Origin of the sequence: Enterococcus cecorum DSM 20682 = ATCC 43198 (assembly GCF_000407565.1) — a bacterium.
Classification (GTDB): domain Bacteria; phylum Bacillota; class Bacilli; order Lactobacillales; family Enterococcaceae; genus Enterococcus_E; species Enterococcus_E cecorum.
The window spans coordinates 403,874-420,196 of sequence record NZ_ASWI01000004.1 but is presented as its reverse complement, the minus strand read 5'-3'; the positions used below and the strand labels follow the sequence as shown (position 1 = coordinate 420,196).

Annotated in this window: 15 protein-coding genes; 3 read left to right on the top strand and 12 right to left on the bottom strand. The window is 35.7% G+C overall.

Annotated features, from left to right (window positions below):
- Nucleotides 1–129: 129 nt before the first annotated feature.
- From I567_RS07970 to I567_RS07935, 8 genes are all read right to left on the bottom strand, one after another.
- The gene (locus I567_RS07970) at nucleotides 130–852 is read right to left on the bottom strand and encodes a GntR family transcriptional regulator (protein WP_016251716.1); all 723 of its coding nucleotides are present in this window, start codon (nucleotides 850–852) and stop codon (nucleotides 130–132) included.
- Nucleotides 853–1,076: 224 nt separating this feature from the next.
- Nucleotides 1,077–1,946, bottom strand: coding sequence for a class II fructose-bisphosphate aldolase (locus tag I567_RS07965; protein ID WP_016251715.1), 870 nt, complete (start codon nucleotides 1,944–1,946; stop codon nucleotides 1,077–1,079).
- A 215-nt stretch (nucleotides 1,947–2,161) separates the two neighbouring features.
- Nucleotides 2,162–3,766, bottom strand: a complete 1,605-nt coding sequence (locus I567_RS07960) for a CTP synthase (RefSeq protein ID WP_016251714.1) — start codon at nucleotides 3,764–3,766, stop codon at nucleotides 2,162–2,164.
- A gap of 521 nt (nucleotides 3,767–4,287) precedes the next feature.
- Nucleotides 4,288–5,628, bottom strand: a complete 1,341-nt coding sequence (gene glnA / locus I567_RS07955) for a type I glutamate--ammonia ligase (protein WP_016251713.1) — start codon at nucleotides 5,626–5,628, stop codon at nucleotides 4,288–4,290.
- A 43-nt stretch (nucleotides 5,629–5,671) separates the two neighbouring features.
- Nucleotides 5,672–6,052 (bottom strand): MerR family transcriptional regulator, encoded by a 381-nt coding sequence (locus tag I567_RS07950; RefSeq protein WP_016251712.1) that lies wholly within the window; start codon nucleotides 6,050–6,052, stop codon nucleotides 5,672–5,674.
- 292 nt (nucleotides 6,053–6,344) lie between these two features.
- A complete protein-coding gene (gene hflX / locus I567_RS07945; RefSeq protein WP_016251711.1) occupies nucleotides 6,345–7,559 on the bottom strand; it encodes a GTPase HflX in 1,215 nt (404 codons plus the stop codon).
- 23 nt (nucleotides 7,560–7,582) lie between these two features.
- Entirely contained in the window at nucleotides 7,583–8,494 is a 912-nt protein-coding gene (miaA, locus tag I567_RS07940; protein ID WP_016251710.1) for a tRNA (adenosine(37)-N6)-dimethylallyltransferase MiaA, read from the bottom strand.
- 11 nt (nucleotides 8,495–8,505) lie between these two features.
- Nucleotides 8,506–9,039 carry a hypothetical protein gene (locus I567_RS07935; protein ID WP_016251709.1) on the bottom strand — a complete coding sequence of 178 codons (534 nt, stop codon included), beginning with the start codon at nucleotides 9,037–9,039 and terminating at the stop codon, nucleotides 8,506–8,508.
- Between the two features lie 179 nt (nucleotides 9,040–9,218).
- Between I567_RS07935 and clpP the strand changes: the two genes are divergently transcribed.
- From clpP to rnjA, 3 genes are all read left to right on the top strand, one after another.
- Entirely contained in the window at nucleotides 9,219–9,830 is a 612-nt protein-coding gene (gene clpP, locus I567_RS07930; RefSeq protein ID WP_256998668.1) for an ATP-dependent Clp endopeptidase proteolytic subunit ClpP, read from the top strand.
- 268 nt (nucleotides 9,831–10,098) lie between these two features.
- On the top strand, nucleotides 10,099–10,311 hold the full coding sequence (locus I567_RS07925) for a DNA-directed RNA polymerase subunit epsilon (protein ID WP_016251707.1): 213 nt from the start codon (nucleotides 10,099–10,101) through the stop codon (nucleotides 10,309–10,311).
- 1 nt (nucleotide 10,312) lies between these two features.
- Nucleotides 10,313–11,992: a ribonuclease J1 gene (gene rnjA, locus I567_RS07920; protein WP_016251706.1), complete on the top strand. Its 1,680-nt coding sequence runs from the start codon at nucleotides 10,313–10,315 to the stop codon at nucleotides 11,990–11,992.
- Between the two features lie 83 nt (nucleotides 11,993–12,075).
- Here the strand turns inward: rnjA and I567_RS12455 are convergent.
- From I567_RS12455 to I567_RS07895, 4 genes are all read right to left on the bottom strand, one after another.
- Nucleotides 12,076–13,496, bottom strand: a protein-coding gene (locus tag I567_RS12455; RefSeq protein WP_111736134.1) for an IS3 family transposase whose coding sequence is annotated in 2 segments (ribosomal slippage) — nucleotides 12,076–12,929 and nucleotides 12,929–13,496 — 1,422 coding nt in all. Because the reading frame shifts where the segments join, the coding sequence is not laid out codon by codon here.
- Between the two features lie 73 nt (nucleotides 13,497–13,569).
- Entirely contained in the window at nucleotides 13,570–14,238 is a 669-nt protein-coding gene (radC, locus tag I567_RS07905; RefSeq protein WP_016251704.1) for a RadC family protein, read from the bottom strand.
- Nucleotides 14,239–14,347: 109 nt separating this feature from the next.
- On the bottom strand, nucleotides 14,348–15,004 hold the full coding sequence (locus I567_RS07900) for an HAD family hydrolase (protein WP_016251703.1): 657 nt from the start codon (nucleotides 15,002–15,004) through the stop codon (nucleotides 14,348–14,350).
- A gap of 9 nt (nucleotides 15,005–15,013) precedes the next feature.
- Nucleotides 15,014–16,318 (bottom strand): bifunctional folylpolyglutamate synthase/dihydrofolate synthase, encoded by a 1,305-nt coding sequence (locus I567_RS07895; RefSeq protein WP_016251702.1) that lies wholly within the window; start codon nucleotides 16,316–16,318, stop codon nucleotides 15,014–15,016.
- Nucleotides 16,319–16,323: the final 5 nt, after the last annotated feature.

Here is a 16,323-nt window from a genome sequence, read left to right as displayed (position 1 = left end):
TTTTATCATAGAAAATCTTTAGAAAAAAGAAATAAGAATAAACTCTTAAAAAAACATTCGTCTATTTAATTTATCTATTAAAGCAAAAAAACAGATACCTTTACAATGATATCTGTCTATTATTATCTATTAATCTAGTTGATAGACGGAAATAATTTGCCCATTATCAGAACCGTATCGAATCTCAGCTAAAAAACAAGGAATACCACTATTAAAATAGGTAGTTTGTTCAATATTAAGAATTACCTGGTGATCATCCACACATAAATATTTTTGGTCATAAAAATCTGGAAAATCGGCGGTAATTTTTAATAATGATTTAGACAATTTCTGCTTCGTTTGAATATATATGTATTCGTAAAGTGAATCTTCCAAATCATCTATTTGTAATTCTGGAAAATATTTTTGAGGAATTAATAAATATTCTATACGTAAAGGTTCATTATTCACATATCTTAAACGAGTAATATCATATACCAATTCGTTTGGTTTAAGCAGTAATATCGCTGCTTCATCCTCATCAAGCGGACGGACATCAAAAGAAATCATCCGACTACTTACTTTATAATCTTTAGATGATACTAAATGCATATCAATGTCTTTGTTTTGATTTGTCATATAATCAGAATATAGGACTCCTGCATCTTTGACAATTGTCCCGACCCCTTTTTTTGACAATAAAAAGCCCTCCATCGATAAAACTCGTAAGGCTTTTTGTATCGTTATTCTACTCGTATGATACCGTTTAGCCAAGTCAAATTGTTTCGGTAAATAATCTCCAGCATGATAATAACCCGATTGAATTTTTTTTCGGATATCAGCGGAAATTGCCTTATATCCATAATCCCCCATATCAATCCCTCGTTCATAAAAAAACAAGAATATACAATTAAATATAATATTCACTTTTATCTACAATACTATTATACACCAAATAAATATAAAATGTATCAGTATAAATTAAATAATCATATTATCTTGACAATAATATGGAATAGTTAGATTGAAAGGTGTAAAAAAAACATCACCTACAAAAAATGTAGATGATGCTTTAATTTGCAATTTGCGTAAATTAATTAAGCTTTGTTAGCTGAACCGAACCAGTCAATGTGTTCTTCAGCATCTTTAACGATAGCTGCTTTACCAGGAGCTAATAATTTACGTGGGTCGAATCCTTTACCTTCTAAATCTTTACCAGCTTCGATATATTCACGAGTAGCTTTAGCAAATGATAATTGGAATTCAGTGTTAACGTTAACTTTAGAAACACCCATTTTAATTGCTTTTTCAATTTGTTCTTGAGGAATACCTGATCCACCATGTAATACTAATGGTACATCGTGACCTACAGCATCAGCAATTGCTTGTAAGTGATCAAAAGCAAGACCTTGCCAGTTTTCTGGGTATACACCGTGAATGTTACCAATACCACAAGCTAAGAAGTCGATACCTGTAGCAACGATTTGTTTACATTCTTCGATATCAGCTAATTCACCAGCACCGATAACGCCGTCTTCTTCACCACCAATTGAACCAACTTCACATTCAACAGAAACACCTTTAGCATGTGCTTTAGCTACAACGTCTTTTGCTTTTTCTAAGTTTTCTTCAAATGGTAAGTGAGAACCATCAAACATAACTGAAGTGTATCCAGCTTCGATACATTCTAAAGCTGCTTCGTATGTACCATGGTCTAAGTGTAAAACTACTGGCACAGTGATGTTCATTGATTCGATTAAGTTTTCTACTAAGTTTTTAACAACTTTATAGCCACCCATGTATTTAGCAGCACCCATAGAAGTTTGGATTAAAACTGGCGCATTCTTAGCTTGAGCAGCTTCTAAGAGCGCTTGAGTCCATTCTAAGTTATTTGTGTTGAACGCACCTACAGCGTATCCACCTTTACGTGCTGCCTTGAAAATTTCAGTACCTGATACTAATGGCATAATTAATTCCTCCTAAGTATTAGAAAAACTTTTATTTGTTAAGCTATACTTAACCAACATGTATATTTTAGCAAAATTTTTCACGAATTACTAGCATTATCGCTATAAAAATTTAACTTTTTTCAAAAATAACCGAAAAGAACAGCTTTTCATTTCGAAACATTTTCTGAAAATAAAATTAAGCACCCGACAATTGGCCGAGTGCTAAAAATAAATTATTGATGATTATCTAAAGAAGCTTTAACAAAGGCTTTAATTAAGCGTTGTGGACGGTTCGGACGAGAAATTAGTTCTGGATGGAATTGGCAACCAACGAAGAATTTTTTCTCTGGTAATTCCACGATTTCCACTAAGCGATTGTCTGGGGAAACCCCTGAAAAGACTAGACCGTGTGCTTCAAACATTTCACGGTATTTATTATTGAATTCATAGCGATGACGATGACGTTCTTGTACGACTTCTTGATTATCGTAAGCCGCGGCTGTTTTGGTGCCTTTTTTCAATTTGCAAGGATATAAACCTAAACGTAATGTACCACCTAAGTTTTCAACATTTTCTTGGTCAGCCATTAAGTCAATAATATTATTTTTAATCCCTGGATGATTTTCAGCGGTATGCGCATCTTCTAAACCGACGACATTGCGGGCAAATTCCACACACGCCATTTGCATCCCAAGACAAATACCAAGAAATGGAATATCATTTTCACGCGCATAACGAATGGCTTCAATCTTACCTTCTACCCCACGATCACCAAAACCACCTGGAACTAAGATACCGTCTACATCACTTAAGTAATCAGCCACATTTTCGCGGGTTAACTCATGTGATTTCACCCATTTCAAGTCAACATCAGCATCGAAAGCAAAACCTGAATGTTTCAAACTTTCAACCACTGAAATATAAGCATCTGGTAATTCGACATATTTACCGACTAAAGCGATTCTGACTGTTTTCTTCAAGTTCAAGACACGATTTTCTAATTCTTTCCATTCAGTCATATCCGCAGCAGGGACATCTAATTTAAGATGATCACAAACAATTTGGTCCATACCTTGTTTTTGTAAGTTCAATGGAATAGAGTATAAAGTTTCAACATCGCGTGACTCAATCACTGCTTCTGGTGCTACATCACAAAATTGTGCTAATTTATTCTTCGTTCCTTGTGAAATTGGTTGTTCTGTACGTACTACAAGGATGTTTGGTTGAATCCCTAACCCACGTAATTCTTTGACGCTGTGTTGTGTTGGTTTAGTTTTCATTTCACCAGCAGCTTTTAAATACGGAATCAAAGTAGTGTGAATATACATCACATTATCAGAACCTACATCTGCCTTCATTTGGCGTAATGCTTCTAAAAATGGTAATGATTCGATATCTCCAACCGTACCACCGACTTCTGTAATAATCACATCAGAATCAGTTAGACTCGCTGCACGCATAATTTTTTCTTTAATTTCATTGGTGATGTGAGGAATCACTTGAACAGTTGCCCCTAAGTATTCACCTTTACGTTCTTTACGTAGTACTTCTGAATAAATCTTACCTGTCGTAACGTTTGAGTATTTGTTTAAATTAATATCAATGAAACGTTCATAGTGTCCAAGGTCAAGGTCAGTTTCGGCACCATCATCGGTAACAAATACTTCCCCATGTTGATATGGGCTCATCGTACCAGGGTCCACATTAATATATGGGTCGAATTTTTGAATCGTTACTTTCAAGCCACGATTTTTGAGTAGTCGTCCTAATGATGCAGCGACAATTCCTTTACCAATTGAAGAAACAACGCCACCAGTTACAAAGATATATTTTGTCATTTCATTTCTCCTTTACGTGTTTTCAGGAAGATTCATAAAATAAAAGACGCCCCCTATCCAATCAAAATCAGAATGAATAGGGAGCAATTATTTACACGAATCTGACTCTTAAATTTTAAGAGTGCCCAAACAATATACTACAATCTCAAGCAAGAGATGTCAACTACTTACTGAAAATTTTCTTTATTAATTCCTCAGCTCTTTAGAAAATGATTCCTTCAAATTCTTCGACACTCATTTGTTTTAGTGATTGATGCATTTTCGACTGCCTCTTCAACTGTTTTAGTTGCACATTTGATAGCCTCTCTATACGAAAAGGCTGGATTATTTAGAAATTCGATACAACGTTGCAAGCTACCTTCACCAAAAATGCGCTCATATTCTTTACAAACATCATATAATCATCCAAAGTCACTTATTGTAGTATATCTTTTTTTCATTTTGCCCTCCATTGCCCTCTTAATAGCTAAAATCAAAATATAAACCGCTGGAAGCTTTGTGCCCAACGGTTTATTTTCATCTTAATATAATTCTAAGTATTGTTCTCTTTCCCATTCTGAAACAGTTTGTCTGAATGATGCCCATTCCATACGTTTTGCTTCAACAAAGTTAGAGAAGATGTGTTGACCTAAAGCATTTACCATTACAGGGTCTACACGCAATTCTTTAATCGCATTGTGTAATGTAGAAGGAAGATCTTTAATTAATGCTTCTGCGCGTTCTTCTTCATTCATGATGTAGATATTGCGGTCTACTGCTGGTGGTGGTGTTAATTCACGAGTGATACCATCTAAACCAGCTTCTAATAATACAGCCATTGCTAAATATGGGTTAGCAGCTGGGTCTACTGAACGTAATTCTAAACGAGTAGATAAACCACGTGATTCTGGCACACGAATTAATGGTGAACGGTTACGACCTGACCAAGCTACATATACTGGTGCTTCATAACCAGGAACTAAACGTTTGTATGAGTTAACTGTTGGGTTACATACTGCTGTGTAAGCACGAGCATGCTCGATTAATCCTCCTAGGAAATGATAAGCTGTTTGACTTAATTGTAATGGACCTTCTGGATCAAAAAAGACATTTTGATTATCTTTGAATAAGGACATATTACAGTGCATACCTGAACCATTGATACCAAATAAAGGTTTTGGCATAAACGTTGCATGTAAGCCATGTTTACGAGCAATTGTTTTCACCACTAATTTGAAGGTTTGGATATTATCACAAGCTTCGATAACATCAGCATATTTGAAGTCAATTTCATGTTGACCAGGTGCTACTTCGTGGTGAGATGCTTCTACTTCAAATCCTAAACTTTCTAACTCTAACACAATATCACGACGGCAATTTTCACCTAAATCGGTTGGTGCAAAGTCAAAATAACCACCTTTATCGTTCAATGTCTTCGTTACTTTTCCATCTTCATCAAGTTTGAATAAGAAGAATTCTGGTTCAGGACCTAAGTTAAATGCTGTGAAGCCCATTTCTTGCATGTGTTTTAAGGCACGTTTTAAGTTACCACGAGGGTCACCAGCAAACGGCGTACCATCTGGATTATAAATATCACAGATTAAACGAGCTACTTTTCCGTGTTCACTTTCCCATGGGAAGATCATCCATGTTGATAAATCTGGATATAAATACATATCACTTTCTTCAATACGTACGAAACCTTCAATAGATGAACCGTCGAACATCATTTTGTTTTCTAATACTTTGTTTAATTGACTTACTGGAACTTCAACGTTTTTGATTGTACCCATGATATCTGTAAACATCAAGCGTAAGAAACGTACATTTTCGTCTTTAGCGATGCGTTTGATATCTTCTACAGTATAATTTACTTTTGCCATAATATCCCGCCTTTATTTTTCTACTCATTTTATTTCCACAGCATCACAACATACGATTGTTCTGCCGATATGGATGTTGTTGATTTAAACGACTTTGTGTCATCATTTCATCATAAAAAATTCTTCTGACATCTTTATCAGTAAGTGGCTTCTTGACTTTTTCTGCTTGCTTTTCTTTTTGTTTTAGTTCATACATTCGCTTAATACCAGCCATATTTAAGCCATCTGCTAAGTAATCTTTAATTTCTAACAAAACATCGATGTCATTTAATGAAAACAAGCGACGGTTCCCCTCACTACGTTGTGGCTTAATTAGCCCTTGTTCTTCATAGTAACGAATTTGTCTAGCTGACAGATCCGTCAACTTCATCACTGTGCCAATCGGAAAAACAGACAGGCTCTTGCGTAATTCTTTTTCTCCCATCCAATTCCTCCTCGCTTTCGTTTTGTTAGTATATTCTGAAAACTTATCCATACTATACCAAGTTCGGAAATAGTTGTCAACCTCATATGTTAGAAAACCTTACATGTAATAAATTTTTTCAAAAAACTTAATAAGTATTGATTTATCAACATTTATCAACAAAGGAATTTTTAAAATAAAATAAATAAAAGCTTTAAATATTGAACATTATCTGTATATACCATTTAGAATGTTCATCAAATACAATAAAAAACCAGAAATCGGCTTACAGGTTCCGTTTCTGGTTAAGCAATTATTTGGGACTAAAACCACATATAATATATTTTCGTTTGGACTCATCATAATTTTGTGAAGTCACAATTGTTTCACGCTTATATTTATAAATTTCGCTTGCTTGATTATCTGCCAATTCAACCATATAAGGCTCGAATTGTTCCATTAACTGTTGCTTTATAGCTTGAATTAAGGCTTCTTTTCCCTTGCTGCTTTTTGCTGAGATACAAACATTTGGGAATAAGGTCGGTACAAAATCCTCTTCTTTCATCAAGTCGGCTTTATTATAGACGGTTAATACTGGGGTATCGATTATCTCTAGTTGTTGCATTAGATCAAACACTGTTTTTTCGTGTAATAAACGGTCTTTGGCATGTGCATCCACAACATGCAATAGAAAATCCATAGACTTACTTTCTTCAAGCGTTGATTGGAAGGCATCGATTAATTGCGTTGGTAAATCTTGAATAAAACCTACTGTATCTGTAATGGTCATTTCAAACCCTTCTGGAAGTCGCCATTTTTTTGTTAGTGGATCTAAAGTAGCGAAAAGTTGGTCTTGTTCGTACGTATTAGCTGTCGTTAGTATATTCATAATTGTTGATTTACCAGCGTTTGTATAACCTATCAAACCAATTTGATAGACTCGTTTATTTTTACGTTGTTCTCTTGTACGTTCCCGATGTTGCTCGACTTCTTTTAGTTCATTTCTAATTTGGGTAATTTTATTGCGAATATGCCTTCGATCGACTTCTAGTTTTGTTTCACCAGGACCACGCGTCCCAATCCCCCCGCCTAAACGTGACATGGAAGCACCCATCCCAGTTAAACGTGGTAATAAATACTCTAATTGAGCAAGAGAGACTTGTAATTTTCCTTCTTTTGAGCGTGCACGAATTGCAAAAATATCAAGAATCAATTGCACACGATCAAGGACTCTCACCCCTAGTTCTTCGGTCAGTATTTTTCCTTGACGTGGCGTTAACTCATGATTAAAGATGACTAAATTGGCTTCGTAAGCATCAATGAGTTGTTTGAGTTCTGCTAATTTTCCTTTACCTAGAATAGTTTGACGATCAACTTGTGGTCGTTTTTGTTTCAAAATAAAAACGATTTCGCCGTCTGCTGTTTTCGTTAAACCGCGTAATTCGTCCATCGATGTGTCAAAAATAGCAAAGTTTTCTTCCGTTTCCACACCGACTAAAATGACTTTATCTTTTTCTTGTTCAGGCATTTGATTCACCTCTCATATCTCTATTATTTACTTAACCAATCACTTATTGCTAATTCTAAGTCAGTTAAATTCTCTGGATGTAACACTAAGTCCATCCATTTTAAGTCCATGCGATTTCTAAACCAGGTTAATTGGCGCTTGGCATATCTTCTAGAATTTTGTTGGATAGTTGCAATCACTTCCTCTAAGCTAGCTTTACCATTAAAATACGGCAAAAACTCTTTATAGCCAATTCCTTTAGCAGCTTGACTATCTGGATAATCTAGAATAAAACGGGCTTCTTGCTCCAAACCTGACTGCATCATGATTTCGACTCGTTTATTGATTCGCTCATATAATAAAGTCCGCTCAGTATTTAAGCAAATGCCAAATGTATCAAAAATCGCTTCATTGTCTTGTTGCGCAAAAATACTATTATTAGTCAGTTCAAAAACTTCCAACGCACGAATCACCTTGCGCACATTATGGTAATCAATCTTTTCAGCAGCCAAAGAATCAACGCGCGCTAGTTCTTGCCATAATGCCTTATCCCCATATTGATCAGCAAACCCCTGATATTTTTGACGAATCGTACCATCTGTATCTTCCCTTGCTCCTAATTGATAATCTTCAATCAAAGCCTGTAGATAGAGTCCCGTGCCACCAACAACAATCGGTAAATGCCCACGAGCAGTAATCTCTTGAATTTTTTGTTTTGCCAAGGTAATGAATTCAGACACGTTAAAGCCTTCAGCCACCGTTTTAATATTCAACAAATGATGCATAATTCCTGCCATTTCTTCCCTGGTGACTTTAGCAGTACCAATATCTAGACCTTTATAAACTTGCATGGAATCGCCATTAATAATTTCCCCATTAAATTTTTGGGCTAACTCAATACTAAGTGCAGTTTTTCCCACCGCAGTAGGCCCTGCTATGACAATAATTTTTTCCATTCCACTTTCCTTTATAATGTTTTTGAAAAATAAGCGAGTGGTTTATCTGTCAATTGTTTCATTTGAATTTTGCGTTCATAAATTAATTCAGTTAATTCATCTGAAAATTGCTCTAAAACCACACGACCACCTTTATAAGCATAGGCGCCAAATTGGACAGTTTCTTCCGGTGTTAAAACCACTTTTCTAGTTGCAATCTTTTGGAAAAATTCATCTAAAATATGATTTGGTAAGTAAAAGCTATTAGATGAAGCAAACGATTGTAAATAAACATAATCATCAATGGTGATATAGCAATCATCAAAAGCATCAAAGCTAACATACTTATCCATCATCATTACACGTTTTTCAAGTAATTCGCAAATTTTTTTATTCAACAATACTAATAATTCAATTTCTTTGACTTTGTGTTCAAGCATCCGCATCTTGACTTGGCGCGCTTCGTCATATCTTACTCGTAAGCTATTGGTAATTAAGACAATCACCGCCCCTAAAATAACGCCAATAAAAGCAGAAATAACTTCATTAAAAGCAATCCATTTCATTTTATCTATCCTCTTTTTTCTGATTGATTCTAAAACTAATTATAGCATAAAGCGATAATTTCACCAAAAGCAATTTGTTTGACCTTTATTGACCAAAAGTGTATACTTCATATTAGCAATTTACCAAAAGATTTGCTAAAATAAGGTAAATGAATTTATGAACAACGATTTTTTTCGTTATGAAGGAGGATGCTAGGATGAATTTAATTCCTACAGTTATCGAACAATCATCTCGTGGCGAACGTGCTTATGATATTTACTCTCGCCTATTAAAAGACCGTATCATTATGTTAAGTGGACCGGTTACAGATGATTTAGCCAACTCAATTATCTCTCAATTATTATTCTTAGATGCCCAAGATTCTGAAAAAGATATCTACCTTTACATCAATTCACCTGGTGGTAGTGTAACTGCTGGTTTAGCTATTTACGATACCATGAACTTTGTTAAAGCAGATGTCCAAACCATCGTTATGGGTATGGCTGCCTCTATGGGTAGTTTCTTACTAACAGCTGGTACTAAAGGAAAACGTTTTGCTTTACCTAATGCAGAAATTATGATTCACCAACCACTAGGCGGAGCGCAAGGACAAGCAACTGAAATTGAAATTGCTGCCCGTCATATCTTAAAGACACGTGAACGCTTAAATAAAATTTTAGCAGAACGTACTGGTCAACCAATTGAGGTTATCGAAAAAGACACTGATCGCGACAACTTTATGACAGCACAAGAAGCCAAAGATTATGGTTTGATTGATGAAATTATGGTTAGCAGCAAAAACTTAAAATAATTGATTCGTTAAATAATTATTGAAGCGACTCCTATTGATTTTTCTGGAGTCGTTTTTCTTTTAAAGATTTTCAGACATTAAGCCTTAGTTCCTATACTTATTTTTATTTGTATGGTAAAATAATTATTAGTGCAAAACGAAACCAAAGTCTTTGTTGAAAGTGAATACGAGACTTTCAATTCTACTAGCCCCGTTGCTAGCAGATGGAACAATGACTTTCAGAAAAAAATAAAGCCTTGTGCTTAAAATAGAACAAAGGAGATTATTCATGATTTACAAAGTATTTTATCAAGAAACGAAAGATCGTAATCCAAAAAGAGAACAAACAAGAGCACTTTATCTTGAAGCTGATAGCGAAGTAACTGCTCGTCAACTAATTGAAGACCATACCCCATACAATATTGAATACATTCAATTATTAGAAGGCAATCATTTAGCTTACGAACAAGAAAATGCTGACTTCAAATTGATGGAGTTTTAAGATGAAAGTCAATCTTAAAAACAATGAAACAGGTGTTTTTGCGATTGGTGGCTTAGGTGAAATCGGAAAAAACTGTTATGGGGTGCAATTCCAAGATGAGATTCTTTTGATAGATGCCGGAATTAAATTCCCTGAAGATGAGCTTCTTGGCATTGATTATGTCATTTCTGATTACAGCTACATCGTTCAAAACATCCAAAAGGTAAAAGGTTTAATTATCACTCATGGTCACGAAGATCATATTGGCGGTATTCCTTACCTATTACGTCAAGCCAATATTCCTATTTATGCGGGACCACTGGCTTTAGCATTAATTACCAACAAACTCGAAGAACACGGCTTGTTAAGAGATGCCAAGTTAACTGAGATTAATGAAGATACTGTATTACGATTCAGAAAAACCTCTGTTAGCTTTTTTAGAACAACCCATAGTATCCCAGATGCGCTTGGTGTCGTTGTAAAAACACCGTCTGGAAACATTGTGGCTACAGGTGACTTTAAATTTGACTTTACGCCTGTGGGTGAACCTGCAAACTTACATCGCATGGCTAAAATTGGTGAAGAAGGTGTGCTTTGCCTACTTTCTGATAGCACCAACGCTGAAATCCCAGCTTTTACCAAATCAGAGCGTACCATTGGTGATTCAATTATTAAAATCGTTGAAAAAATTGAAGGTCGAATTATTTTCGCAAGTTTTGCTTCTAATATTTTCCGTTTACAACAAGCTGCTGATGCTGCAGTAGCCACTGGACGAAAAATTGCCGTTTTTGGTCGCAGTATGGAAAATGCCATCGTAAATGGTCAAAAATTAGGCTATATCAAAGTTCCTAAAGGTACCTTTATTGATGCGAGTGAATTAAATCAATTACCAGCCAATCAAACAATGATTTTATGTACCGGCTCTCAAGGTGAACCGATGGCAGCCTTAAGTCGTATCGCAAACGGTACACATCGCCAAATCAGTATTCATCCTGATGATACGGTCATCTTTTCTAGTTCTCCTATCCCAGGAAACACAACTAGCGTCAATCATTTAATTAATTTACTACTTGAAGCAGGTGCAAATGTCATCCATGGTAAATTAAGTAATATTCATACTTCTGGTCATGGTGGTCAAGAAGAGCAAAAATTAATGTTACGCTTGATGAAACCAAAATTCTTTATGCCTGTTCATGGTGAATTTCGTATGTTAAAAATTCATACACAATTAGCCCAAGCAACCGGCGTTCCAAAAGAGAATTGTTTCATTATGGAAAATGGCGATATGCTCGCTTTAACTAGTGATAGCGCACGACTTGCTGGTCACTTCCACGCAGGTGATGTCTATGTTGATGGTAGTGGGATTGGGGATATCGGTAATGTAGTTTTACGTGATCGTCAAATTCTCTCTGAAGAAGGATTAGTCCTTATAGTTGTAACGGTAGACTTAGAAAAACGTGAATTGCTAGCTGGACCAGATATCTTATCACGTGGCTTTATTTATATGCGTGAATCTGGAGAAATGATTAATGAGGCGCAAGGTATTCTGTATGATGCATTAATGGACGCCTTCAATCAAGAAGGTGAAATAAGTGAGCATCAATTACGTGAAATCCTAACTGATGCCATTGAGCCTTATTTATACGAAAAAACACGTCGTAGTCCGATGATTTTAGTAATGATTATGACACCAGATAAATAATAATAAGAGGTCAGGAATTTAACGTGAGGTGACCCCCAAAAGTTAGACTTTTTTACGAGACGACTCCGGTCGTCTCGTTTTCATTATGCAGCTAAAAGATGGAGCCTATATTGAACAGGACTCATCCATCCTAACTTTTCTTTTATTCGTTGTTCATTATAATACTTTATAAATCGTTCTATTTCCATTTTTAATTCCTCATAGCTATAGTAAGTAACACCATAGTATATCTCTTGCTTAAGCAGACCGAAGAAATTCTCCATTACGGAATTATCTAGACAGTTGCCCTTTCGAGACATGCTTTGAAATATTCGTTCTTCTTTTAGCCTGTGAGAGTATGCCTTCATCTGGTATGCCCAACCCTGGTCAGAATGGAATGTTCGTCTATAAGGGCAGTCTGAAGTGATTTCAATGGCTTTATCCAAGGCATTCATTACATTCTTTGCTGAAGGTTTCTTATCGATGCTGTAACTTAGTATTTCTCCATTACACATATCCATAAATGGATCTAAATACAGCTTATGCATTGTCATATGTCCTTTGACATCAACTTCATAATACTTAAATTCAGTCGTATCCGTTGTGATTTTTTGATGGGGTATGTGCGTATTAAAGCGTCTGCGAATTCTGTTGGGTGCAATGGTACCAATCCTGCCCTTATAGGAACTATATTTCCTACTTTTGCGTGTGTAGGATGTCACCTGCAAGCCAAGTTTTTGAACTATTCGCTGAACCTTCTTTTTGTTGATGAGATATCCCTGATTATGAAGCTCTCCATGTATTCTACGATATCCGTAATCCTTATTATTCTTACGGATTTCTTGGATTTTTTCTTCAAGTTCTTTGTCAGGATTTTCTCTATCAAATCGTTTTTGCCAATACATATATGTTGCTTTAGGCATGCCTGTATAAGAGAGAAGGTCTTTTAGTTTGAATTCTCGTCGGAGACTGTTGATGACGAGTGCCGTTCTCTCATTTTTTCCTCGTCCTCTAAACGCAGCCTCCTCAGTTCTTTTAAAAAGGCATTCTCAATTCTCAATTTAAGAAGTTCATCTTCTAGCTCTTTTACATGTTCTGCACTTGTATCAACAGAAGATTCTTCAACTGGTTTGTTTTGTGTATTGCCATTAGTTGTATTCAATGTTTTCTTTCGTCCCTTCTTGCGTGGTCTTAGGGCATCAGGACCAGCTGCGCGAAAGCGACTCACCCAATTTGTGATCATACTTGGATTAGTAATTCCTTCTTGCAGAGCTAAATCTTGATATGAGATTTCACTTGATAAATATAACTCTACTATAGAAAGCTTCTTTTCAAAAGAATAAAAATCTTTTTTTCTAGAACGTTTTAATCCTTCATCACCAAATGCATTGTAATTATCCACCCATAGTTTAACTTTATTAACAGATGGAATGCCGAACTTATTTGCAAGATAAGTATAACCACCTTCGCCATTAAGATAAGCATTTACAACTTGCTTTTTAAACTCATAAGAATATTTGGACATAAAAATACCGACCTCCAATTGTTAGATTTTATGGTCTAACTTTTGGGGGTCGGTACAACGCCTGATCTCCTTTTTATTGCCATAATCCTCTCTCTCTTAAACTCACATAACTTTCATGTCCAACTACAATATGATCTAAAACCTCGACACCCATCAATTCTCCACAACGAATCAAGCGTTTTGTAAAGACTTTATCATTTTCTGATGGTTCAGGATTGCCACTAGGATGATTATGGCAAACAATTATTCGTGCTGCACTACATCTAACAGCCGCTCTAAAAATCTCCCTAGGATGCGCAATAGACTGATCTAAAGAACCCGTAAATAAACTATTTTTCTGAATAATTTCGTTTTTAGTATTTAAATATAAACAAACGAGATGTTCTTGTGGCTCATCTTTCAGTTCAGCAATCATCTGGTGTGCCAACTGAAAACTACTTGATACGCGTCCAAATTTGGGTTGACAAGATTGATGGATGCGATATCCTAGTTCCATCGCCGCTTGTAATTCAACAGCTTTAATCTGACCAATGCCTTTTATTGATAATAATTCGGGTAAGTCTGCTTGTTTTAATTCAAATAAATTGGGAAAATGCGTTAATACTTTGCCAGCTAACTCAAGGACATTCATTTGTTTCGTCCCTGTACGTAATAAGATAGCTAACAGTTCTTGATCAGATAAAGCATGAACCCCACGCTCAACTAAACGTTCGCGCGGCATTGAACTTGTTGGAATTTCCATAACTATTCACCCCCTTCACTTATAAATTACGCAAAAAAATGCCAAAAGCTTTTCACTAAACAAAAAAACCTATCAAAAGTTAAACAACTCTTGATAGGATAGCCATTTATTAAAATTTTTCAACTACATCATTTAGGCTCTGATAAACACCTACTGTTTTTGCTTTTAAATCCTCCGTTGGCAAAATTAAATCAGGAATCATCACCACATCGATGCCAGCTTGATTCGCAGCCAGGATACCATTTTTAGAATCCTCAAAAATCAAGACTTCTTCTTTTTTGAGACCTAATTTTGCCAAAGCCTTTAAGAAAATTTCTGGATTTGGTTTGGCAAAATGGACGTCTTCTGCAGATACAATACTATCGAACTCATCTTTAATACTAGAATGAGCAAGTAAAATATGAATAAACTTTAAAGTATTACTTGAAGCAATGACCTTGGGAATGTGTAACTCATTCAGACGCGCCATTAAAGCCTCGACCCCTGGTTTCAATGCTACTTTGCCTTGAGAAAAATCAGCAAAAATTTGTTCGTGACTTTCATTTACTAGACGATCAACCACTTCTTTACCATATTGTTGATCATAATTTTTATGGTAAGCCGCAATCATCTCTTCATCAGAAATACCAATATATTGGCGGTAAACTTCAAAATCATAACTAATTCCTAGACGATCAGCAACAACTTGATTGGCATGATAATACGTCATTTCCGTATCAAACAACAGCCCATCCATATCAAAGATAATGCCTTTATATTTTTTCATCATACACCTCTACTCTTGTCCTAATAATAATTCACGAACTTGGGACACAAAATAAAGTGATCCTGTTACCAATAGCATATCCTCTTCTTGCATATTTTCCAAGATTTCAGCCAACCCAAATTGCCATAATGAAACAACTGATAATTTATCCGGAGCCATTTGTTCAAAATGCTCAGTCATTTGAATTGATTTGGGATGTTCAAAAGAAGAAACAACAATCTTCGTATGAGGTACTTCTAATAACATAGAAAGCATACCGTCTACATCTTTGGTTTGTAAGGCTGAAAATAAAACATACTTTTTAAAATCCTTAAATTCATCTAGATTTTCAACTAAACGTGCCATGGCATGATCATTATGTGCACCATCCAAAATGATTAATGGCTGCTGACTAATTCTTTCCATTCTTGCTGGCCAAAAAGTGGCTTTTAAGCCTTGCATAATCCATTTCTCTTGCAGTGGTAAACCAAGTAACTCACAATATTTTTTAAACAAGAAAATCGCCATGCCTGCATTTTCGATTTGATGATGTCCTAATAACGGTGCAAATAAATTTTTCATCTCGCCATCAGCATCTGCATAGTTAAATCGTTCGCCCCATTTGGCATCTGGACGTAGATAATTGACGGAATAATCCTTTTGATAGCTGAACATGGGCGCTTGTTTCTCTTTTGCCACTTGTTCGATAACACTCATAGCAGCCGTTTCAATATTGCCACAAACCACAGGCACTTTATCTTTAATGATACCTGCTTTTTGAAAGGCAATCTCTTCTAGCGTTTCTCCTAAGATATCTTGATGATCTAACCCAATTGTCGTGATGCCTACCAAATCAGGCGTAATCACATTAGTACAATCAAGTAAGCCGCCTAGTCCCACTTCAATAATCGCAACATCTACTTGTTGTTCATAAAAGTATAAAAATCCCATCGCTGTTAAAATTTCAAATTCAGTAGCCCCGCTTAAATGCGAATCCTCATCTAGCTTTTCTACCACTGCTTTTACACGCCAAGTTAAATCAGCTAATTGCTCTGCTTGAATCATTTGTTGATTAATGGCAATCCGTTCATTAAAACATTCAATATAGGGCGAAGTAAAGGTCCCCACAGTTAAGCCTGTCTGCATGAGCAAATGTTTCAAATAACTCACCGTTGAGCCTTTGCCATTCGTCCCTGCAATATGAATCATACGAACCTTTTTTTCTGGATTTCCAAGGGCTGATAATATTGCTTCAATGCGATCAAGTCCCGGTCTAGAACCAAATTTCAAACGACTATGAATCCAATCAATTGCTTCTTTTTCTGTAAAACTCACTTTAT